The sequence below is a fragment of the Allobosea sp. CCNWLY174 genome (assembly GCF_037120455.1).
GTDB lineage: Bacteria > Pseudomonadota > Alphaproteobacteria > Rhizobiales > Beijerinckiaceae > Allobosea > Allobosea lupini.
This window is the reverse complement of record NZ_JBBBBQ010000006.1, coordinates 249,078-270,328: the sequence shown is the minus strand read 5'-3', so window position 1 is coordinate 270,328 and position 21,251 is coordinate 249,078. Positions and strand designations below refer to the sequence as shown.

Sequence of the window (21,251 nt, the reverse complement as noted above, 5' to 3'; positions counted from 1 at the left end):
TCCGGTTCCGAAAATTGCCCCGGAGCGCACAAGAGCGATTGCGCCCTGCAAACCCTTCTCCCCGCCCGAGTGAGCTGACGCCATGGCCCTGCCCGATCTCATGGACCTGGTGATGCACGACCCGCGGCGGCTGACGTCGTTGCGCGCAGTCGCCGGCGAGCCGGGCGAGGCCATGCCCGGCATCGAGAACCTTTGGCGCAAGCCGGTCTTCAGCCTGACCGCCGGCGGCCAGCCGACCAAGGACGGCAAGGCCTCGCTGGAGGACCTGATCGACCGCTATCGCAGCATCGCGCTGACCGATGGCGGCAGCGGCCCGCAGCCGATCGACGTCCCCTTCACCTCGCTGGTGGTGCTGACCGCCGAGGCGCTGCCGGGCGCGCAGGAGCTCGGGCGCTTCCTCGCCGACCGGATCGAGCAGCGCTTCCGCGACGTGATCGATCCCGATATCGGCGTCACCGTCCATGTCGAGCAGAGCCTGCACGCAACCGCACCGGTCGCGGTCTATCTCGGCCATGGCGTCCATGCCCCACCGGCCGACAGCCGATTGCCGCATGGCGAGGTGGTGATCCGGCAGGATGCGCAGACCGCGATCGGCCAGCCGATCATCGGCGTCAACACGCCGGGCGGGCTCTATTCCGGCCAGGCGCGCTTCGCCTTCTCGCGCAGCGAGATGCTGACGCCGGCGGTGCATCCCGATCTGCCGGGCGGCACGATCTTCTTTCTCGGCCGCTACCCCGTCGATGCCTCCGCCCGCGATGCCGGCGGCCTGCCGCTGCTCACCGCTTTGCCGCAGACGCCCGAGGCGCGCGCCCAGGCGATCCAAGTCGAGACGCTGGCTTTGCCCGGCGGCAATGTCGATGCCCGCTTCGAGATTTTGGGCGTGCGCCCGCAGGTCGGCCGCGTCTCGCTGGGGCTTGTCGACGTCACGCTCGACCGCAGGCCGAGCCGGCTGCAGGCGCAGCCGCCCAAGGGCCCGCATCTCGCCGTCACCGGCCTCGCCATCCCCGAGAATTTCGGCGGGAGGCGCATGGCGCGCTACTGGGTCGAGCGCAGCCATGGCGGGCGATTGTTGTCCTCGGCCATGCTGGCCCAGCGCGACAGCATCGTCGTGCAGGGCCGCGACGCCCGCCGCTACGACCGGCGCGAGCTGCGCTACAGCCGCGTCGGCGGCGAGTTCCGCGCCGAGAGCATGAACTTCGACGGTCGCCGCCGCTCGCTGCTGAGGCTGGAGGACGGCGAGTTCGGCTATATCGGCCTGCCGCGCGAGCAGACGCCGATCGCCTTCGGCCCGGACCAGTCCTCGCGTGGCTACGGCACCTTCGACTGGCTCGGCGAAGCCGTGCGCGTCCAGTTCGGCTCGGGCGTGGTCGAGCGGCTCGACGATCTCTATGATCACAACCCGGTCGGCTTCATCGCGGCTGCGCCCGATGGCGTCGCCGTGCAATCGGCCGGCGACATCTGGCTCCTCGGCGGGCGCAAGCCGCAGGCGGCCGGGACCTGCATCATCCCGCCGAACGGCCCCTTCGTGCTCGGGCCGCTGGTGGTCGAGCTCCGGGAGGCGACGCCATGAGCCATCCGCTCCTCCGCAGCCTGAAGCGCAGCCTCACCGCCGTCGCGGTCGGCGCCGTCACCATCGCCGGTTTCCTTTGGCTGTCGGGCGGGCTGATCGGCGAGCTCGCCGCCAGCCGTGCCTGGATCAAGCAGCCGGATTTCACCGAGACCAGCCGCTCGAACGAGGACCTGTTCCAGCAGGGCGTCGCGACCGGGCTGATCTGGCTCGATGCCGCCGGCCCGGTCATCCGTTCGCAGCCTTGCGAAGCGCTCTACGACGCCTCGCTGACCGTGCCGACGCCGCAAGGCACCAAGGAGTTCTCGCGGACCTTGCTCGACCGGCTCTGCAACCTGCCGGCCGGCGCGCAGATCCGCTCGGAAATGCTGGCCTGGAACAACTCCTTCCTGATCGCCGGCGCGCGTGACGACCGCGCCCCGGATCGGCGCTGCGCCGACGGCACGGCGCTGACGCTGCCGGTGGTGCCGGCCGGCTGCCGCCCGTCGAGCTGGACCGCGCGCGTCGCCCAGACCACCGATCTCGCCGCGCCGCTCAATGTGATGCCCAATGCGGTGCCGCCGCCGCGCGACTTCGCCGATTTCGCCAAGCGCCGGGGCAACCAGCTCTCCGACTGGGCCCTGTTCGGCCCCTTGCGCGCGCCCGAGGACAGGCTCGTTCTCTCGACGCGACTGCCGGCCGGCAATCGCCGTATCACCGTCGACATGATCTTGGAGCCGGCGCGCATCGTCGTCGGCAATGAGCGCGTCAATCTCGACCCGAAGCGCGACGAGCAGACCGTGCGCCTCGCCGGCCTCGCGATCGCAGCCGAGCGCGTCTGCTCCGACAGCGACGAATTCGCGACCTGCGCCGAGGAGGCCCAGCAGGGCCTGCCGCATGGCTGGCGCTTCACCATCACCGGCGCCCGCCGCCGCGACGTCGAGATCGGCTTCGAGGGGCAGCCGGTCCGGGCGGTGCCGCCGCGCGCCCGCGAGATCCTCGGCGGGCCGGGCGTCCAGAGCGAGGACGGCAAGGTCAAGCTCTGGCGCTCCTCGCATATCGAGGCCGATTGCGAGCGGGCCAAGACCAAGCTGGTCTGCGAACTCGGCTGGCGCGGCGCAGTCACGCAGCGCCGCAGCGGCGCGGCCCGGGCGCTCTACTTCGCCGACGGCACGCCGGCGCTCGACAATAACGGCGTGCCGCTGCCGATCGTCGACGAGCTCGGCCTGACCGCGCTGATCGGCTATGGTGCTGGCGATGTCGGCTCGCTCTCGGCCGCGCTCGGCCGGGCCCGCACCCGCGAGAACCTGACGCTCACCATCGAGCCGCGCCTGCAGAAGCTGGTGCAGGACGCCGTCTACGAGCACATGGGCGAGCGCCTCGGCCGTGGGAAGCGTCCGCGCAAGCCCGGCCCGCTGCCGGTCAATCTCGCCCCCGAGCAGGAGCCGCCGGATCAGGGCGACGGCCGCGCGGTCGTGCTGCTGATGGATGCGGGCGACGAGCCGGGCGCGCTGCTCGGCCTGGCGAGCTGGCCCGATTTCGTGCCCGGCATGCATAGCTGGGACATCCAGGCGCTCTCGACCGGCCGCGACAGCGACTCGCCGCTCGCCGGACATGGCTGGCGCGCCGGCGATGTCCACACCATGCCGGGCTCGACCTTCAAGCTGGTCACCGGCCTCGCCAGCATCCTCGGCATCCGCGAGCAGCCCCGTTTCGCAGACATGATCATGGGCCGGATGCCGCCGGGGCAGCAGGCGCAGGTCTTCGGCATCCCGGGCGGCGGCATCCTCAATGTCGACGGCGTCGCGATCGCCAATTATGGCGGCGCCGGCTTCAATGTCGGCATCCTCTCACCGGCGCAGAGCGGCTGCCCGGATGCCGGCCGCGGGGCGCAGATCGGTTTCTGCGAGGCGCTGATCAAGTCGTCGAACCTGTGGTTCGCCGGCATGGCGCTGACCATGGACGGGCGCAAGGTCGGCGGCCGGCCGACGACCGTGCCAGGGCGTACCGGCACGATCCTGGCGCAGATGACCGAGCATCTCTACCCGATCACCCAGCCGGGCACGCTGGCCCAGCCCGGCGTCGACCTGACCCGCGGCATCGTCCCGGGCGCGCAGCGGCTGACCGGCGAGGCGCTCGACCTCGCGGTCGAGGACAAGCGCAATGCAAGGCGCATCGACCTCGCCACCAACTCCTACGGCCAGGGCGTGCGCGCGACGCCGATCGCCATGGCCTCGATCTACGGTTCGGTCGGCGCCCGCAAGGTCATCCTGCCGCGCGTGCTGAAGCCGGTCTCCGACGTCGCCGAGACGCCGATGCCGAACGAGGGCAAGCCGGTCATCCCCGGCATGGACCCGCGTCAGGCCGAGCCCTTCCTCGACGATGCGCAGCGCGGCCTGCATGGCGTCGTCAACTCGCCCGGCGGCACCGCCGCCGGCGTGATGGCCTCGCTGCCGCCCGATATCCGCAAGCGCATCTACGGCAAGACCGGTACCGCCGACACCACCGACGGCATGAACTCGGCCTGGTTCGCCGGCTGGATGGACAATGTCGCGGGGCGCAAGCGCGTCGCCTTCACCTGCCTGGTCTCGCATACGCGGGAAACCGGCGGACGCGCCTGCGGCCGGCTGATGGCCGGCCTGCTCGGCAAGGTCGCCGCGCTCGGAGACAAGAAGTGAGCGAGACCACCGCGCTGCGCCAATTGATGGGGCGCTGGCTGACCTTGCGGCCGTTCCGCCTGCCGCGCATCCGCATCGGCGGTGCCGGCGGGGCCGTGACCGGCCTCGTCCTGCTGGCGCTCTGCCTCGCCGTGCTCGGCTTCTGGTGGCACAATACCACCCATCTGATCGAGAGCGCCCGCCCCGTGGTCAGCCTGGAGCGGCTCGATCTCGCCCTCGCCCGCGGCGAGACCGTGACGATCGGCCGGCGCGAATTGCTGCAGCCGCAGCGCTTCGATGCGGCAGAGGCGCGCCATGTCGCCCTCACCCGTCAGCCGGATGGGCGCGTCACCATCCGCAACGTCGCCAATACGCGCCGGCTCTGGCTCGACTATCTCAACGGCGCCGGCAGTTTCTCGGCGCGCTGGCGTTTCCAGCCGGGCGACCGCATCGCCGCCGGTGCGCTCGCCATCGCGGTCGACGAGGCCCGGCCCGGACGGCTGGCACTGACCCTGACCGAAGCCGGCAAGCCGGCCCGCAAGCTCACCATCGACTCGACCGGACCGCTCTCGACGCTCCGGCTCGACGGCAACGCGCTCTCCGTCTGCCAGCCGCGCAGCGGCGCCGACCGCATCCGCGAGATCGTCACCGGCCTCATCGCCACCGACGAGCGCGGCGAGGACCGTATCGTCTCGCTCGGCGGCCGCCTGACCTGCTCGGTGCGCGAGGAAGCCCATGTCGGCGCCAGCGCACTGCCCTTCAAGGCGCTGACCATCGTCGCGCGCGGCGGCAGCTATTTCCTCGCTCCCGGCGATGCCGTCGACGCGCCGCGCCCGCCGGTGCTGTTCGCGCGCGGCAACCAGCGCATCACCGACTTCACCGACATCGCCTGGGAGCTCGATCCCGACGGGCCCGCGCGGCTCAGCCACATGATCATCGGCCGCACCCGCTATGCCGTCGACATCGGCGAGGAAGCGAACGGGCGCCTGCCGATGCGCCTGACACCGCTGAGCAAGACCCACCGCTTCGCCCCAGACGACGCCGAAGCCCTGCGCGCGACCGCGACGACCGACAGCGTCAGGCCGGTGGTGACGCCGCCGCGCCAGCCGATGTCGGCCGCCGAGCTCGGCAACCCGCTCTCATCGCTCAATGGCGTCGAGCGCATCGTGCGCCTGCTGCTGACTCTCGGCATTGCCGTGTTCGGCGTGCTCGCGGCGATGCACCACGCCACCCTGTTCCGGCGCAGCGCCATCCTGGTCCGGCTGGTCGGCGCGCTCGGCTCCACAGCCTTCATCGGGGCCGCAACCATGCTGGTGCTCGCGCCGGAACTGTCGCGGCTCGGGGGCGCCCCGATCTCCTATGAGGCAGCGGTGCACGCCACCATCCTCGCCTATGCGATCGCCTGCATCGCGATCATGATCGGGCCACGCTTCACCACGCCGCTGCGCGTGACCTGGCTCGGCCTCGTCATGCTCTGCTGCCTCGGCAGTCTGACGCTGCTGGCCCTCGGCCTCGACGCGGAAAAGACCGACTTCACCATCCATGCCGAGAAGAACAAGCTCCTGTTCTTCGACCTGATCCCGGTCGTTGCGGTGGTGATCGCCTTCCAGCCGCAGCGCTCGATCGCGGCGCTGCCGCGCTCCTTCTTCATGGGCGTCGGCTTCAAGGACCAGCTGCTGCGTGCCGTGCCCGCCATCCTGATCCTCGCCGCCTTCGTCGCCTGGGGCGTGCTAGGCACCGAGACCGGCGTCGCCGGCTTCCAGCCGGTCGAGCTCGGCAAGATCGCGCTCGTGCTGGTGCTGGCGCACATCTTCCTCGGTTTCTCGCGGATCGACTATTTCTACAACCAGCGCCACTACATCTCCTGGCTGACGGTCAGTCTCGCGACCGTGCTGGTCTTCATCCTGTTCCTGACCGCGGTGCCGTTCCTGAAGAGCGACTATTCGCCGGCGCTGATCATCATCATTACCACCGTCGTGCTCGCCTTCGCCTTCCTGCTGCCGAGCACGCTGAAGCGCTTGGTCGAGATCATGCGTGTCTTCCTGCGCCGGGCCGACGCGCCGCAGCGCAAGGTCCGCAGGCTCGGCTGGCCCCGCGGCGGCGTATTGGCGCTCGTCCTCGTGATCCTGCTCGGTATCAATGCCGCGCTGATCTACGTCTTCCCGGGGCTCGTCACCTATGCGATCTCGGGCCAGTGGAGCCTGCCCAAGGAGCGGCTCGCCGCCATCGACACGCTCGAGAAAGCCCGCGGCGGGCTGTTCCGCGTCCCGGCCGAGCGGCTCCTGACCTGGTACGACCTCGACCACGCGACCAAACGGACGCAGACCGCCGCCCAGGATCGCAGCCCGGACGTGATCCATCGCGATCTCGGCTTCCAGCTGCTGCAGTCCAAGGTCGCGCTCGCCGAGATGCCATGCACGTTGGCCCGGCTCGATCTCGGCCTCGACAAGACGCCGGTCGAGGTGCGCCGTGCGCTCGACGAATTGCCGCCCTCGCCGGTCTCGCTCTGCGCCATGCTGCCTGGCGCCCGCGTCACGCCAATCGCCGAGCGCAAGGGCGAGGAGCAGGACGAAACCGTCAGCCGCTTCACCGTCAGCGACCTCGTCCGCCTGCCGGTGGTGCAGAACGATTTCATCGCCACCTTCCTGATGGTGCGCTTCGGCCTGCCGGCAGGGCTGGCGCTATTGGCGGCGCAGGTCATCACCGTCTTCGGCCTGCTGGCGCTGGCAGTCAGCCTGATGCGCGAGCGCGCCATGGGCTCGGCCCAGGAAGGCGCGAACAAGGGCATGGCGATCATCCTGGTCGGCATCGCCACGATCTTTTCGCTGCATTGGAGCATTTCCTGGGGCAACGCGCTCGGCCTCCTGCCGGTGATGGGCCAGCCGATGACCTTCATCGCCGCGGCGACCTCGCATCACATGCTGATGGCGCTGCCCTCGATCGCGATCGCGCTGATCGCCGGCCGCCTCGCCGCGATCCGCCAGCTCTCGCCGACCAGCGATCCGCCGCCCTGGGGCCTGTGGCGCGGGCTGACGCGTGCGGGGCTGTAGCGGGGTCAGCTCGCCGTCATTCTCGGGCGAAGCCCTCGGGTCCGACTTTCGGCCGGCCCAAGGATAAACTCCGCAGAGCCGAGAATCGGGTGACGGGCAAGCGCCGACGGGAGCCTCATCCGGACTGAGAGGCGCAGGTCAAGCCCGAGCATGACGGCGCCGCCGTCTCAGCGCCGCGTGATCTGGATCGCGAGGGCCCTGGGCTCTTCGACCTGGATCACCGGGAAAGCGGTGATGCCGCCGCGGATCGCATTGGGATTGAAGACCACGCGGGTAGGCGTCGACTTGGAGGCGACGACGGCCGGGCCTGTCCCGTTCTGGAACTTCGCCTTGGCCGGCGCGACCGGATCGAGCGCCAGCCCGCAAATGTCCTGGCCTTCGATCGCAACGCTCGCCACCTCGCCGATATCGACCGACGCCTCGCTATAGCGCGGGCGGATCTCGTAGATCTGAGCCTCACAGGTGCTGCCGGCAGGTGCGGACAAGGTCACCAGCCGCGCCAGAGCGGAGCCAGACATCGCGACAGGCCCACTTTGGGCGCTGGCACTCTGCTGGTTCAGCGAAGGCGCTGTCTGCTGCCCCAGAGAGGGTGCTGTCGCGCCTTGCTGCCCGCCGATCTGCTGACCAGAAGTCGGCTGCGTCCCTCCACTGGTCCCCGGCTGGGTCAGCGTCGGCGGAGCCTGATAAGGATCCTCAGCCGAGCCACCACGGGTCAGGTACCAGCCCGCGCCCGCTGCGCCTGCTACGAGCACCAGGCCCGCAGCCGCGATCAGAGGCAGGCGCGACGAAGAGCCGGTCGATGCCGGCTTGTCGCCCAGGACCTGGCGGCGTGAGCGCGGGGCCTGGGGGCTCTTCAGCACGTCGGCGATGGAGGGTTCATCCCCGGCAGGACGCGGCTGGACGAGGGTCTGCTGCGGCTGCGCAGCGGCTGTTTGCGCAGGCTGCGGCTGAGCGGGTTGCTCGGCGCTCCTGGATTCGAACGGTCTCAGGGCCATCGAAGACGATCCCGGTGCTGCCGGCCGATCCGGCGCGGACGCCACGGCCTGCGGTTCGAAAGCACCGCTGCGCAGGAAGAGGTCGATCGGCGCAGCGATGTCCGCGAGAGACGAGACCACCACGATATGATGCGGCTGGCCACCGAGAATCTTGCCGAGGATCGCGACGGCGCGCTCGGCCTCCTCGCCACGCGGCACCAAGGCCAGCACCGGGGTGGCGCCATGCTCGGCATCGGCGAAGAGATGGCGGCAGCGGTCGATCTTGGTGGTGAGGTGGTATTCCTGCTGGGTGACGCGCGCCTCGCTCGCCGTATCGGCGACCGAGAGGTCGATCGCGCCAGTGCCCCAGATCACGAGCTTGGCCTCGGAGGCCTTGTGCGTCACCGCCTCGCCATGGGTGAGCGCGCAATGAGCGGCGAGCGTCGGCACCATCCAGCTCTTGCCCTGGTCGATCGAGCCTGAGGCGGCGAGACGATAGCTGCCGCCATCGGGCAGGCCGAGGATCTGGCGCAAGGGTTCGCCGGGGCGCAGCAGGTTGCTGTACTGCGTGCTCCAGGGCTCGCAGACCTCGGAGCTCTCGGTCGCCAGCACGACGCGCGAAACCGGCACGCGGGCCGACCAGGCGAGCTTCTTCAGGATGATCGGCTGGTCGGTCGTCGGCACGACGACGAAGACGCCGGAGCGCCTGGCGTTCTGATCTCCGGCCATCATCTCTCCCGCAGGCCCTGCCGTCCCTTCATGCCGGGTAAAAGCGCTGCCTTCGGCAGCGCTCCCGGCGTTACAGCAGATAAACGCCCGCGAGCGGGTTGGCGAGCATCAATCGCAGCAGGTCACGCTCGGCGTCCTGCCGCGGCAGGTCGATGACGATGTGCTTGTCGACCGGCGCCGGCAGCGGCAGGCGGACCACGCCCTCGATCGAGACGACCTCGATCATGGTCGGGGCCGGATCTGTCTCCGACAGGCACTGGATGACCAGGGCCGGCGGCGCATCGTCCTCCTCGATCACATCGAGCTCGAACGAGCCGATGCGGCGGTGGGTCGCGCTGCTGTCATAGGCCGCGGCGGCGAGTTCGCTACGCGCCACGGCCTGGAAGGAGAGCAAGCGGCGATAGAGCCGTGCCGCCTCCGGATCGGTGCGGATAGCACGCTCTGCGGCGAAGTTGACGGGCTCGCCGCGGACGCGGCGGGCATGCGCCCAAAGATCGGCGCGGCTGATGCTTGCGACGACGGCCTCTTCCGGCTCGGTGCTCGCAAGCGCCGCCAGAACCAGCCTGGCCGTAGCGCGGCCGGCGCGGAGGTCGTCTTCGAGCGGACCCTGGTTAGCGAAGTCTGTCATGGCCGTTTCGATCGCCCTTGATAGCGCTGCGAGAAGACGTCGGTGAACCGCGCCTCGTCGCTGGCGGCCTGGGCGACCAGGTCCGTCGTTTCTCCGAAGCGCTTCTGTTGCCTGTTGATCCGGTGCAGGGCTGCTGCGACCGTTCTCAGTGCTCCCCCATGCCTTGCGAAGGTCAGCGCCAGTTTCGCATCGTCGATCCGGAAGCTCGCACGATCATGGCGCCAGCGCCGCAGCAGCTTCTGCCCCTCGGCCGTCGCCGCCGCACTTTCCGGCCCCTCGATCGCCTCGAGCGCATTGCCGATCAGCAACAGTTCGTCGAGCCGCCGGCCCAGAGCGGCGAGACTCGCGGCGATGCCGGCATAGTCGAACGGCTCCGGGCTCTGGTCAACCTGGCCGCGATTGGAGCCGGCGATACGGCGGCTGGCCTCGACCAGCCGGTTCTCCCAGGGCGCGACGGCGCGCGAGCGCGCCAGCGTCAGCGGCTGCTCGTGGGCGAGCGGCAGGATGGCGAGCGCCCGGCCGATGGCCTCGCGCTCCTCCTTGTTGAGGAATTTCGGCTCGGCCGGCAGGCGCATTAGCGCGGCGTACACGCGCTCGCGCACCACGCCGTCCTCGTCCTCCTCGTCCGGCTCCTCGTCTTCGTCCGGTTCGTCGACCTCGAGCTCGCCGAGGATCGCCTGATGATCGAGCCAGGCGATCAGCGCCTCCTCCGGATTCTCCGAAGGCTGGCGCGCCATCAGCGTCTCCATCGAAGCCGGTGCCATGAAGTCGCGGCGGCCGACGCTGGAGCGCTCCTCGCGGATCAGGGCGCTGAAACGCTCGGCGAAGCGGGCGAAGCTCCAGGTCTCGCCATGCAGCAACGCGAAGCTCCAGAGCGCGATCAGATCGTCCGGATCGAATTCGCGCTGGCGCTCACGCCGGCCGGAGGCGTTGAGGAAGGCCTCGCGCTGGCGGATCAGGTCGGCGAAGGCGAGCAGCGGCAGATGGCGCCGGCGCCAGGCCCGCATGAAACGGGCCGGCTCCTGCACCGCACGCTTCATGCCGTCCTCGTCGAAGGAGGACAGGGCGAAGACCGCATCGAGCGCGGTGCGCAAGGCGACCAGCCCGCCTTCCGAGCGCTCATCCGCTTCGGCCGCGAAGAGGAAGTCGGCGAGGCCGAGCGCGCGCCTGATCCGGCTCCAGGAGAAGGAGCGGGTCTTCGCCTCGCCCTTGTCGCCATAGGAGAGCACGATCTCGGCCGCGGAGGCCTCGATGGTCGCCCCGGCGAAGCTCACGCGCACCGGCCCGTCCTGGCGCAGCGGCCGCAACAGGATGCCGCTCTCGTCGAGCATGCAGCCGATGGCGGCGTCGCGGGCGGGCATGCGCGGATTTGCGGTCAGCGCTCCCAGCGAGAACAAGACCTGCAGCATGTCCCAGAGGGGCAGATCGGCATTCTCCGAACCGCCACCCGTGATCGCGAGAACGAACTTCTCCGTGTCCCGGGCGGAAAACCGCCGCGAAGACGCGATCGTGCTGATCTCCGCGACCCTTGCAGGGTCAATACCCCAATCCATGTGTCAAATATCCGCATCGACCACCGGCTCGGTTGCGGCAAACGGACCCCCCTGCCCCGCTCGCGCCCAGCCGGCACATATTGCTGCCATAATTAAAGTAACAAGCCGCCCGGTCCATGTCGACCGGGCGGCTTTTTCGTAAGGGAAGGCCGGGATTCATGGTTACCCGGCCACCCAATCCGATCAGCGGGTGGCGACCTTGCTGACAACCAGGCGGTTGCCGGAGAAGGTGACCTGACCGTTCAGACCGACCAGCTCCAGCATCAGGCGGAAATTGCGGGTCAGGCGAGCGGAGTCGGCCGAGGTGGTGTAGAAGAAGTCGGCCGAGGTCGACGTCATCTGCGTGGCGCGATGGGCGCGATAGCAACCCCAGCGAACGAACTCGCTCTCGACCCGGTCGACTTCCGTGGCGGTGAAGTCGCGCAGCTGGATCACGAAGTCGGTCGGCAGGCTGTTGCAGCCGTCGCCGCCAGCAGCGACCGGAGCCGCACCACCCGCACCGGCGCCACCGCCGAGGACGATACCGTCCTTGCCGACAGCGGCCGCACCACCGCTCGGGCGGGCAAAGCCCTCAAGCTTCTGGGCGATCGCCGCGCCGAGATCGGCGGCGAGGAGGCGCGAGTGGGTGCCGACCGTCTCAAGCAGGCACTCGGCGCTGCAGGGGTTCGGCAAGGCGGGCAGCTGGAAGCCGCCGACCTCGAAGGCCGCGATGAACTGGCCGGAGCGGACATTGAGCACGCGGCCGGCGATGCGGATCTCGGGGAAGCGGATGTCGGCAGCGACGGCGCGGCGGGCCGAGGCGTAGATCTGGTAGACGACCATGGCGTCGACCGGGGTCGAGACAGCGCGGGCGATCTCGATCAGCTCGGCGTCGCGGCGGCGGACCCGGGCGGTCTGGGTGATGCCCAGCGCCAGGCTGGTCTCGTCATAGACCTGGAAGCCACGGGTGTTGAGATACTCCGAAAGCTGGAGCTGCACCCGATTGAAGATGCGGTTGTTGCGCGGAACCGTATCCGGATCGGCGTCGTCCGACATCACCAGGAGGTTGATGCGGGAATTCGGCGATTGGGCGCTGGCGACGACGCTGAAGGACATCAGCAGCGCGAGACCGAGCATGAGGCGCTTGAACAAAGCCATGACGATGCCCCCTGAGGCAAATGGTTGTTTCGGGAAGACGGTAGAGAACTCAGCCGGTGATGGCGATGACTTCAACGCGGCGATTGACGGGTGAATAGGGGCTGCGCGGATTGCGCAGCATATCAGGACCGAAGCCGTGGGCGACGAGGCGGCCAGGGCCGATCTCGCCGTAAGAAACCAGCCAGTCACGGACCGCGGCAGCCCGCTCCTGCGAGAGCTCGACATTGTAGTCGTAGCCGCCTTCGGCGCTGGTGTGGCCGGCGATCAGGAAGCGCTGATCGAGCAAGATCGGATCGCGCAGTGCCAGGGCCAGCCGCATCAGCGTGGCTTCTGCGCCGCGGCGCAGCGTCGCCGAGTCGTTGTCGAAGAAGACAGTGACTTCGACGCGGCGGGTCAGGTCGATCACGACATCCGAACCGTAACCGCGCGGATGGACCCGGCGGGGCACCGGCGCGACGCGGCGCACCACGACCCTGCCGCCACCACTTGCGCCACCGCCCGAGCGACCCGGCACGCGATCATGCGGCGCCAGCGAGCGCAGGATATTGGTCGCACCCTGGTCGGTCTGTGCCAGCGCAGGAAGAGCGCTCAGCAGCGGCAGCGAAAGGACGAATCCACCGAGCGCCCGGCGGGACATCATCTGGGGAAGCTCGCCGTTGTCCTTGCGCTCATCTGCGTTCTTCATAGCCAGATCCCCTGTTTACCCTCTCTTCGCATAGTCCTGTAGCCTCGACAATGCGACGGCCGGCTCGGGTGAAGGCGGGTCGTAGCAGTGGCGTTGCCCGAGCTTTGCCACGGTTTGCCTGATTTTCGCGGCAGACCGCATTTTTTCCTGAACAGCGAGTGAATGAGCGCCCTCTCACGCGCGCACGTTCAAATTCCCGCACAGGGTTCCCCGGGCATCTGCGAAACCGGCTCAGGGATCGCCAAGGGTCTGGCAACGTGCCCAGCGCACACCCGTTCATGAGGAGACCCGCCATGGGCTTCCAGCTCGACCAGACCGCCCGCCAGCGCACCAGCCGCCTGCGCCTCGCCGTCGCCGCCCTCGCCGTCATCGTCTCGGCTGGCGCCGGTTTCGCGCAGGCCGAAGGCGGCAACCCGGATGCACCCAAGGTCGCCGAGCGGCCGCAGTCGCTGAAGCTGGAATTCTCCTCGCGCACCGTCTCGCTCGGCGTCGCCCAGTCGGCCCGCGAGATCATGACGACGCGCCAGATCGCCTTCGCACCCGGCAGCTGGGAGGTTTCCTCCGATGCCCGCCGCGCCATCACCCAGCTGCGCGACATCTTCCGTGGCAATGCTCCCAAGGGCGCACCCTTCGCCATCCTGGTCTCGGGCGGCGACGAGGTCGTCAATTATCGCCGGGCCCGTGCGCTCCGCACCCAGCTGATCGAGATGCAGCTCGAGGATGCCGGCAAGGTGGTGATCGCCGCCCGCGCCACCGGCGAAGGCCAGGCCACCGACGACGGCAAGGCACGCGTCGATCTCGTCCCGCTCGACCCGGCCCGCTGCGGCGGCTGCGGCGATGCTCCCTTCCGCACGCTCGTCCTCGACACCGGCGTCCAGAAGCTGGTGCGCGCCAGCGCCGAGGACGCGGTCGTTCCGGCCTCGCAGGTCGCCGGCAAGGACGGCAAGGACACCGACGTCACCGCGGCGCCGCTGCCGCCGGTGCGCCAGCAGGCGACCGAGAAGACTGTCGAACGCGCCCAGGCTCCGCGCCCCGCCCCGAAACTGGCGACCGCGCGGCAGGCGGAACCGCGCTATGACGGCCGCACCGTCATGGTCGAGCCCGATGATTACGGGCAGCAGCGCCGCCGCATCAGCCGCAGCACCAACCGCGGCTGCGCCATGCCGGACATCATCATCGACGACTACTATCCGGGTGGCCCGCTGGTCGGCTGCGACGGCAGCTACGGCCCGCGCCCGCGCTGGTGAGTTCGGACCGGATCAAAGCCTCCCGGGCGAGCGCAGAGCCGCCGGGGAGGCTTTGCCTTTATGACTCCGCGCAACAGTGGCGCCGCAAACGCTTCGGACTCGTATCGGCGCTGTTCAGACGATCTGGTTGAGCAGCGCGGCCTCGCCGCGCTCCAGTCGGCCGAGATTGTCCAAGAGGATATCGACGACATTGCTCTCATAGGCGCGGGTCTCGCCGGCGCTGTGCGGCGTCAGCAGCACCTGCGGCATCGCCCAGAGCGGCGAGCTTGCCGGCAGAGGCTCCTCGTACACGCAGTCGATGCCGGCGCCCGCGATACGGCCCGCTTCGAGCGCGGCGATCAGCGCAGGCTCGTCGACGACACGGCCCCGCGCGACATTGATCAGATAGGCCGAGGGCTTCATCGCCGCGAGCGCGGCGGCATCGATCAGCCCTTCCGTCTCCTGCGTCAGCGGGCAGGTCAAGGCGACGAAATCAGCCTGCGCGAGCGCGGCGTGCAGCTCCGCCGGCGGCACGATCGCCTCGACATTTGGCTCCGAGCCCGGCCGGCGGCGCACGCCGATGACGCGCATGCCGAAGGCGGAAGCGATTGCGGCGAGCCGCAGGCCGATACGGCCGAGACCGACGATGACCAGGGTCCGGCCGCCAAGCTCGTCCTCGCGGCGGGAGCGATCGCCGATCATCGGCCGCCAATGGGCCTTTGCCTGGTTGTCGCGGGCGAGATGGAGCTGGCGCGCCAGCGCCAGGATCAGCGCGATCGCATGTTCGGCGACGGCGCGCTCGTTAGCGCCCTGGGCGCTGGCGAGCCGGACGCCTGCTGTGGCCAGCTTCGGCTTGTCGAACTGGTCGGTGCCGGCGCTGATCGACTGGATGAAGCGCAGCTTGCCTAACCCGTCCAGGATCTCGTTGCGCCAGAGGCCGGAAACGACGAGGACATCGGCCTCCGCTGCCCGAGCCTTGAGATCGTCGACGGTTCGGACCTCGAAGCTCGCCGCCGCGCCGTTACGCGCCAGATACTCGTCGCGCAGCTGATAGGCCGCATGGGCGAAGCCGATGGTGAGGGCGGACTGCTTCGGCCAGGGCTGCATGCGACTTGTCTCCGGATCGCTGGAATCACCTGACGATAGCGACGATACGCAGCTTCGTCCCATTCGCACCCGCATGCGCCGGCTGCGATGACCGCGCAGCGAGGCTCAGGCCGGCTTTAGGGCCTGCGCCAACCGGGCCCAGCCCGCCTCGTCGCCCGGCAGGCCGAAGCGCAGGCGGCAAGGATCGTGCTGAAACCGGCGGACATAGATGCCGGCGCGGCCGAGCCTCTCGAACAGGGATCGCGCCTGCGGCGTCTCGATCAGGCGATAAAGCACGGTGCCGCCGACGACCCGGCCGTGTCCGGCAAGGATAGCGTCGAGGCGCTTGCTGTCGGCGGCGCGCGCTTCGCCGGCCGCGGACAGCCACTGCGCATCGCCGAGCGCGACGGCTCCGACATGCAGCGCCGGCCCGGCCACCGCCCAGGGGCCGAGCATGGCCTGAAGGGCGTCGGTGAAGCGCTCTTCGCCAACGGCGAAGCCGAGTCTCAAACCGGCAAGCCCATAGGCCTTGCCGAAGGAGCGCAGAACGAGAGCCCCCTCCGGCAGGATCGGCAGCAGGCTCGTCTCAGGCGCGAAATCGGCAAAGGCCTCGTCGACCACCAGCAGGCCGCCTCGCGCGCCAAGCAATCCGGCCAGCGCGACCAGCGTCTCCTGCGCGACGACGCGCCCGTCCGGATTGTTCGGATTGACCAGCACGACGACATTGGCGTCACCGATCTCCGCGAGGTCCGCGATTTCGCGCACAATCGCGCCCGCCTTGCGCCAGGCCGGCGCGTGCTCGCCATAGGTCGGGCCGAGCACGGCGACATTCGCTGCCGGTATGAGACGCGGCAGCAACTCGATCAGGATCTGCGTGCCGGGCGCGGCGACGAGGCCGCTTTGCGGAGGAATGCGGTAGGCCTTACGGGCCGCCGCCAGCAGCGCGGCCTCGTCCGACTTGCCGGGCAGGCGCTGCCACAGGCTTAACTGCAGCTCCGGAAGCGGATAGGGGATCGGGTTGATACCGGTCGAGAGATCGATCCAGGGTTCTGGCGCCTGCGGAAACAGCGCCTTGGCCGTGGCGAGATCGCCGCCATGCCAGATCGCTTCCTTCGTATCCACGGCCGCCATGTCGCTCTCCGCCAGCCTGCCGCTCCTCCTCGCCGCCCTCCTGACCGAGGCGGCGATCGGCTATCCGGCGCGCCTGTTCGCATGGATCGGCCATCCCGTCACCTGGATCGGCGCGCTGATCGGCGCGCTGGATCGCAGCCTCAATCGCGAGAGCATGAGTTTCGCGATACGGCGTCTGGCCGGTGTGGCCGCGCTCCTGATCCTGCTGGGTGTGACACTTGCCGCCTCGCTGGCCCTCGTCGCGCTCGGCCGCCTCGCCGAGCCGCTCGCTTTGCTGCCGCTGGCATTGCTGGCTTCCAGCCTGCTGGCGCAGCGAAGCCTGCACGAGCATGTCGCCCGCGTCGCCCAAGGATTGGAGCAAGGCGGCCTCACCGGGGGGCGCAAGGCGGTCGCGATGATCGTCGGCCGCGATCCGGAGAGCCTCGACGAGGCCGGCGTCGCGCGCGCCGCGATCGAGAGCCTCTCCGAGAATTTTTCCGACGGGATCGTCGCGCCGGCCTTCTGGCTCGGCCTCGGCGGCCTGCCTGGTGGAGTGCTCTACAAAGCGATCAACACCGCCGATTCGATGATCGGCCACAAATCGCCGCGACATCTCGCCTTCGGCTGGGCTGCCGCCCGGCTGGACGATCTCGTAAATTTACCAGCTTCTAGGCTGACTGCTTTGCTGCTGATCGCCGCCGCGGCGCTCGACCGGCAGGCCGAAGCCGGCGCCGCCTGGCGCGCCGTGCGTCGCGATGCCCGCCGCCACCGCTCGCCCAATGCCGGCTGGCCGGAGGCGGCGATGGCAGGTGCGCTCGGGCTTCGTCTCGCCGGCCCGCGCGTCTACGGGGCGGTCAGGGTCGAGGATGGCTGGATGGGCGATGGCAGGGCGGAAGCGACGGCGGCGGACATAAGGCGGGCGCTCGCCCTCTACCGACGCTCCTGCCTGCTGCTCTGGGGGTTGGCGGCAGTTGCAAGCGTGGCCGCGCTCGCCCTCTAGAACTCGATCCCCTCCTGCGCCTTCACCCCGGCGGCGAAATGATGCTTTACCAGCGTCATCTCCGTCACCAGATCGGCGGCCTCGATCAGCTCCGGCTTGGCGTTGCGGCCGGTGACGACGATGTGAAGGTCGGACCGGCGAGCCCGCAGCACCGCCACGACCTCGGCGAGCGGCAGGTAATCGTACCGTAGGGCGATGTTGAGCTCGTCCAGCACCAGCAGCCTGATGCTTTCATCCGCCAGCAGCTCCCTGGCCTTGTCGAAAGCGCGCGTCGCGGCGGCGATGTCGCGGGCCTTGTCCTGCGTCTCCCAGGTGAAGCCCTCGCCCATCGAATGCCAGGAGACCTGATCGCCAAAGGCGTCCAGCGCCTTGCGTTCCCCGGTCGACCAGGCGCCCTTGATGAACTGGACGACACCGATGCGCCAGCCATGGCCGAGCGCCCGCAGGATCAGGCCGAAGGCGGCGGTCGACTTGCCCTTGCCCGGGCCGGTGTTAACGATCAGCAGGCCCTTTTCCAGCGTCTTGCCGGCGACCTCGGCGTCCTGCACCGCCTTGCGCTTTGCCATCTTCGCCTTGTGGCGGGCAGCGTCCTCAGCTTCGTTGGTCATCGTCACGTCGCGCTTCTACTTCACCTGCATCGGCAATCCGGCGACCATGAAGACCACGCGCGCGGCCTGCGCCGCAAGCCGCTGATGCAGCCGGCCGGCCTCGTCGCGGAAGCGGCGGGCGAGCGCATTGTCCGGCACGATGCCGAGGCCGACCTCGTTCGAGACAAGCACCACTGGTGCGCTCGCCTCGCGGCAGGCCGCAACGAGCTCGCCGGTGGCGATCGCGATATCGCGCTCGGCGAGCAGCAGATTGGTCAGCCAGAGCGTCAGGCAATCGACCAGGATGGGCTGTCCGGCCCGCGCATTGCGAATCGCCTCGGGTAGCGCGACAGGCGCATCGACCGTCTGCCAGTCGCGCGAGCGCCTGGCGCGGTGCTCGGCGATGCGGGCGCGCATCTCGTCGTCATAGGCCTGCGCGGTCGCGATGTAGGTCCAGGGTGCCGGCAGCGCCTCGATCAGCGCCTCGGCATGACGGCTCTTGCCAGAACGGGCGCCGCCTAGAACGAGGGTGAGCAGGGGAAGGGTCATGTCTGGCATTCGCTTTCGGAGAGACGTCGTGCATTGCACAGCACCGCGCCTGTGGCTAATGATCATCCGTGACGGTGCCTCGACGACGAGGTGAAAAGGGAACGCGGTGAAAGGCCGCGGCTGCCCCCGCAACTGTAAGCGGCGCGTCCTGCGCCATCGGCCACTGGGTTTCCCGGGAAGGCGGAGCAGGACACCAAGCCGTGAGCCAGGAGACCTGCCGTCATTCGATGTCGTCCAGCAGGCTGCCGGTGGGGTGGCCAAGGAGAACCAGATGAATACGGCTACCGTCACCAGCCAAACCAGCGTTTCGGAGCGGGCGAAAGCCGTCGCCGCCGCGCTGATCCTCGGCTTCGTGATGATCTACACCGTCGGCTTCGCCGCCTCGTCCACTGTCCACAACGCGGCGCACGACACCCGTCACGGCCTCGCCTTCCCCTGTCATTGAGGGGAACCACATGATCACGCGTGTTCTCACGGTCAGCATCCTGGCCGGGCTTCTGGCTGGGCTGCTGATCTCGGCGCTCCAGCACGTCACCACCACCCCGCTGATCCTCAAGGCCGAGACCTACGAGGCGGCGTTGCGCGCGCAGGGCGCACCGATGCAGGCCGCCTTCTCAGGCGAAGCCCGCATCCAGCTCGCTCACAACGACCCAAAGGCAGGCCCAGACCATGCCGGCGAGCATGACTGGAGGCCGCAGGACGGCTTGCAGCGCACGGCCTTCACCAGCCTGGTGACGATCGGCACCGCGATCGGCTTCGCGGCGCTGCTTATCGCCGGGATGATCGCGGCGAACGAGCAGATCGACCAGCGCCGCGCATTGGCCTGGGCGGTGTGCGGCTTCTTCGCTTTCGGGCTCGCCCCGGCAATGGGGCTGGCGCCGGAACTGCCGGGCTCCGCCGCAGCCGAACTGCAGCAGCGCCAGCTCTGGTGGCTGCTGACGGCGATGGTCACCGCCGGCGCGCTCTTCGTCTTCCTGCGCGTCGAGGCTTCCTGGGCCCGAGCACTCGCCGTCCTCGCCTTGCTGCTGCCGCATCTGATCGGTGCCCCGCATCCGGCCGCGCCGGAAAGCAAGGTGCCGGCCGAGATCGCCGCACATTTCGCCGCGCTCTCGCTCGCCATCCAGGCCGCGCTCTGGCTCGTCACCGGCTTTGCCGTCGGCGTGCTCTGGCCCTGGGCCGCGCGACGCAACGCCGCTCCCGTAGCGGCGTGACGCCTCGTGCGGCCGGCGACGGCCGCGCCAGCCCAAGGAGGCGTTGTCATGCTCGAAGGCGATCTCGCCCTCGCGACGCAAGTTCGGCAGCAGCCGGGCTGCACCATCCATGTCTGCACCACCTGCCGGCGCCAACGCGAGGACCTGCCGGAGGGTTATGACCAGCCCGGCATCGCGCTCGCGGCCGTGCTGGACGAGCGCCTGGCGGGCAGCGGCATCGCCGTCGTGCCGGTCGAATGCCTCTCGGTCTGCAAGCGGCCCTGCACGATCGCGCTCGCGGCGGAGGGCAAATGGACCTATCTGATCGGCGATCTCGACGTCGGTCTTCATCTCGACGAGATCGTCAGCGGGGCGGAGAAATTTGCCGCCAGCGCCAACGGCATCGTTCCCTGGAAGGAAAGACCCGCCTCGTTCCGCAAGGGCGTGGTCGCGCGCGTGCCTCCGCTGCCGCGCACACAAGGATCAAACGAATGAACGCTCCTCAGACCACGACGCTCGGCAAGGTGCCGTGCACGATCATCACCGGCTTCCTCGGCGCCGGTAAGACCACCCTGGTCCGCCATCTCCTGGAGAATGCCGGCGGCAAGCGCCTCGCCGTTCTCGTCAACGAGTTTGGCGATCTCGGCTTCGACGGCTCCTTCATCGCCGGCTGCGGCATCGAGGGCTGCACGCAGGACGACATCGTCGAATTGCCCAATGGCTGCATCTGCTGCACGGTCGCCGATGATTTCGTGCCGGCGCTGGAAAAGCTGCTGAACCGGGAAAACCCGCCGCAGCACATCCTGATCGAGACCTCGGGCCTTGCCCTGCCCAAGCCGCTGGTCAAGGCCTTCAACTGGCCGGCGATCCGTTCCCGCGTCACCGTCGACGGCGTCATCGCCGTGGTCGACGGGCCGGCGGTGGCCGACGGCCAGTTCGCCGACGATCCCGAGGCGCTGAAGGCGCAGGCGGCGCGGGACCAGGCCGTCGACCATGACAACCCGCTGGAAGAGGTGTTCGAGGATCAGATCCTCTGCGCCGACCTGATCCTGCTCAACAAGAGCGACCTCGTCGACGCCGCAGGGCGCGAACGGGTCAAGGCCGAGATCGCCCAGCATTTGCCCAAGGCGATCAAGGTGGTCGAAACCGCCCATGGCAAGGTCGAGCCGGCGCTGATCATCGGTCTCGGCGCTGCGGCCGAGTCCGACCTCGCCGCCCGGCCCTCGCATCACGGCGAGGGTGAGGATCATGACCATGACGATTTCGACAGCGTCGCACTGCCGCTGCCGCAGGCCGGTTCGCCGGAAGAGCTCGTCGCCCGCGTCGCCAAGGCGGCCGAGGCCGAGGGCGTACTACGCCTCAAGGGTTTTGCCGGCATTCCCGGCAAGCCGATGCGGCTCGTCGTGCAGGGCGTCGGCCGACGCGTCGGCCACCATTACGACCGGGCCTGGGGCGCCGGTGAAGCGCGCGACGGCCGGCTCGTGGTGATCGGCCTCAAGGGCTTCGATCGCGCCGCAGTCGAGGCCGCGCTCGCCGGCTGATGC

18 protein-coding genes and 1 riboswitch are annotated in these 21,251 nt (G+C 69.3%); of the genes, 9 read left to right on the top strand and 9 right to left on the bottom strand.

Annotation, left to right across the window (positions count from 1 at the left end; genetic code table 11):
- The first annotated feature begins 82 nt into the window (after nt 1-82).
- The 3 genes from V7S63_RS19140 to V7S63_RS19130 are packed head-to-tail and all read left to right on the top strand — an operon-like array spanning nt 83 to nt 7,253.
- Nucleotides 83-1,570, top strand: a complete 1,488-nt coding sequence (locus tag V7S63_RS19140; RefSeq protein WP_336531358.1) for a hypothetical protein — start codon at nt 83-85, stop codon at nt 1,568-1,570.
- Entirely contained in the window at nt 1,567-4,224 is a 2,658-nt protein-coding gene (locus tag V7S63_RS19135; protein WP_336531357.1) for a penicillin-binding transpeptidase domain-containing protein, read from the top strand. The genes V7S63_RS19140 and V7S63_RS19135 overlap by 4 nt, the downstream gene beginning before the upstream one ends.
- Nucleotides 4,221-7,253 carry a hypothetical protein gene (locus tag V7S63_RS19130; protein ID WP_336531356.1) on the top strand — a complete coding sequence of 1,011 codons (3,033 nt, stop codon included), beginning with the start codon at nt 4,221-4,223 and terminating at the stop codon, nt 7,251-7,253. Before V7S63_RS19135 ends, V7S63_RS19130 begins: the two co-directional genes overlap by 4 nt.
- 167 nt (nt 7,254-7,420) lie before the next feature.
- On the opposite strand, the gene V7S63_RS19125 is transcribed toward V7S63_RS19130, so the two are convergent.
- The 5 genes from V7S63_RS19125 to V7S63_RS19105 form a co-directional block, all read right to left on the bottom strand.
- A complete protein-coding gene (locus V7S63_RS19125; RefSeq protein WP_336531355.1) occupies nt 7,421-8,956 on the bottom strand; it encodes a flagellar basal body-associated FliL family protein in 1,536 nt (511 codons plus the stop codon).
- Between the two features lie 70 nt (nt 8,957-9,026).
- Nucleotides 9,027-9,584: a hypothetical protein gene (locus V7S63_RS19120; RefSeq protein WP_336531354.1), complete on the bottom strand. Its 558-nt coding sequence runs from the start codon at nt 9,582-9,584 to the stop codon at nt 9,027-9,029.
- Complete coding sequence (locus V7S63_RS19115) at nt 9,581-11,137, bottom strand: hypothetical protein (RefSeq protein ID WP_091834603.1); 1,557 nt, start codon at nt 11,135-11,137, stop codon at nt 9,581-9,583. The genes V7S63_RS19120 and V7S63_RS19115 overlap by 4 nt, the downstream gene beginning before the upstream one ends.
- A gap of 183 nt (nt 11,138-11,320) precedes the next feature.
- Nucleotides 11,321-12,274 (bottom strand): hypothetical protein, encoded by a 954-nt coding sequence (locus tag V7S63_RS19110; RefSeq protein WP_091834606.1) that lies wholly within the window; start codon nt 12,272-12,274, stop codon nt 11,321-11,323.
- A gap of 49 nt (nt 12,275-12,323) precedes the next feature.
- Nucleotides 12,324-12,959, bottom strand: coding sequence for an OmpA family protein (locus V7S63_RS19105; protein WP_100963825.1), 636 nt, complete (start codon nt 12,957-12,959; stop codon nt 12,324-12,326).
- A 293-nt stretch (nt 12,960-13,252) separates the two neighbouring features.
- On the opposite strand from V7S63_RS19105, the gene V7S63_RS19100 reads away from it, so the two are divergent.
- Nucleotides 13,253-14,206 carry a hypothetical protein gene (locus V7S63_RS19100; RefSeq protein ID WP_336531353.1) on the top strand — a complete coding sequence of 318 codons (954 nt, stop codon included), beginning with the start codon at nt 13,253-13,255 and terminating at the stop codon, nt 14,204-14,206.
- A gap of 114 nt (nt 14,207-14,320) precedes the next feature.
- Here the strand turns inward: V7S63_RS19100 and V7S63_RS19095 are convergent, their stop codons facing one another.
- Nucleotides 14,321-15,292 carry a D-2-hydroxyacid dehydrogenase gene (locus V7S63_RS19095; protein ID WP_336531352.1) on the bottom strand — a complete coding sequence of 324 codons (972 nt, stop codon included), beginning with the start codon at nt 15,290-15,292 and terminating at the stop codon, nt 14,321-14,323.
- A 105-nt stretch (nt 15,293-15,397) separates the two neighbouring features.
- The gene (cobD, locus tag V7S63_RS19090) at nt 15,398-16,402 is read right to left on the bottom strand and encodes a threonine-phosphate decarboxylase CobD (RefSeq protein ID WP_336531351.1); all 1,005 of its coding nucleotides are present in this window, start codon (nt 16,400-16,402) and stop codon (nt 15,398-15,400) included.
- On the opposite strand from cobD, the gene cbiB reads away from it, so the two are divergent.
- Entirely contained in the window at nt 16,401-17,381 is a 981-nt protein-coding gene (cbiB, locus tag V7S63_RS19085; protein ID WP_336531350.1) for an adenosylcobinamide-phosphate synthase CbiB, read from the top strand. The genes cobD and cbiB overlap by 2 nt on opposite strands.
- Here the strand turns inward: cbiB and cobO are convergent.
- Both cobO and cobU read right to left on the bottom strand, forming a co-directional pair.
- Nucleotides 17,378-17,989, bottom strand: a complete 612-nt coding sequence (cobO, locus tag V7S63_RS19080; RefSeq protein WP_336531349.1) for a cob(I)yrinic acid a,c-diamide adenosyltransferase — start codon at nt 17,987-17,989, stop codon at nt 17,378-17,380. The genes cbiB and cobO overlap by 4 nt on opposite strands.
- A 15-nt stretch (nt 17,990-18,004) precedes the next feature.
- Nucleotides 18,005-18,526 carry a bifunctional adenosylcobinamide kinase/adenosylcobinamide-phosphate guanylyltransferase gene (gene cobU, locus V7S63_RS19075; RefSeq protein WP_100964549.1) on the bottom strand — a complete coding sequence of 174 codons (522 nt, stop codon included), beginning with the start codon at nt 18,524-18,526 and terminating at the stop codon, nt 18,005-18,007.
- A gap of 47 nt (nt 18,527-18,573) precedes the next feature.
- Nucleotides 18,574-18,753, top strand: a riboswitch (cobalamin riboswitch).
- A gap of 35 nt (nt 18,754-18,788) precedes the next feature.
- On the opposite strand from cobU, the gene V7S63_RS19070 reads away from it, so the two are divergent.
- From V7S63_RS19070 to cobW, 4 genes are read left to right on the top strand one after another with little or no spacing between them, the layout of a single operon-like run.
- Entirely contained in the window at nt 18,789-18,962 is a 174-nt protein-coding gene (locus V7S63_RS19070; RefSeq protein ID WP_336531348.1) for a CbtB domain-containing protein, read from the top strand.
- Between the two features lie 10 nt (nt 18,963-18,972).
- Nucleotides 18,973-19,728 carry a CbtA family protein gene (locus V7S63_RS19065; protein WP_336531347.1) on the top strand — a complete coding sequence of 252 codons (756 nt, stop codon included), beginning with the start codon at nt 18,973-18,975 and terminating at the stop codon, nt 19,726-19,728.
- A gap of 48 nt (nt 19,729-19,776) precedes the next feature.
- On the top strand, nt 19,777-20,202 hold the full coding sequence (locus V7S63_RS19060) for a DUF1636 domain-containing protein (protein ID WP_336531346.1): 426 nt from the start codon (nt 19,777-19,779) through the stop codon (nt 20,200-20,202).
- Nucleotides 20,199-21,248, top strand: a complete 1,050-nt coding sequence (gene cobW / locus V7S63_RS19055; RefSeq protein WP_336531345.1) for a cobalamin biosynthesis protein CobW — start codon at nt 20,199-20,201, stop codon at nt 21,246-21,248. Before V7S63_RS19060 ends, cobW begins: the two co-directional genes overlap by 4 nt.
- The last annotated feature ends 3 nt before the right edge of the window (nt 21,249-21,251 follow it).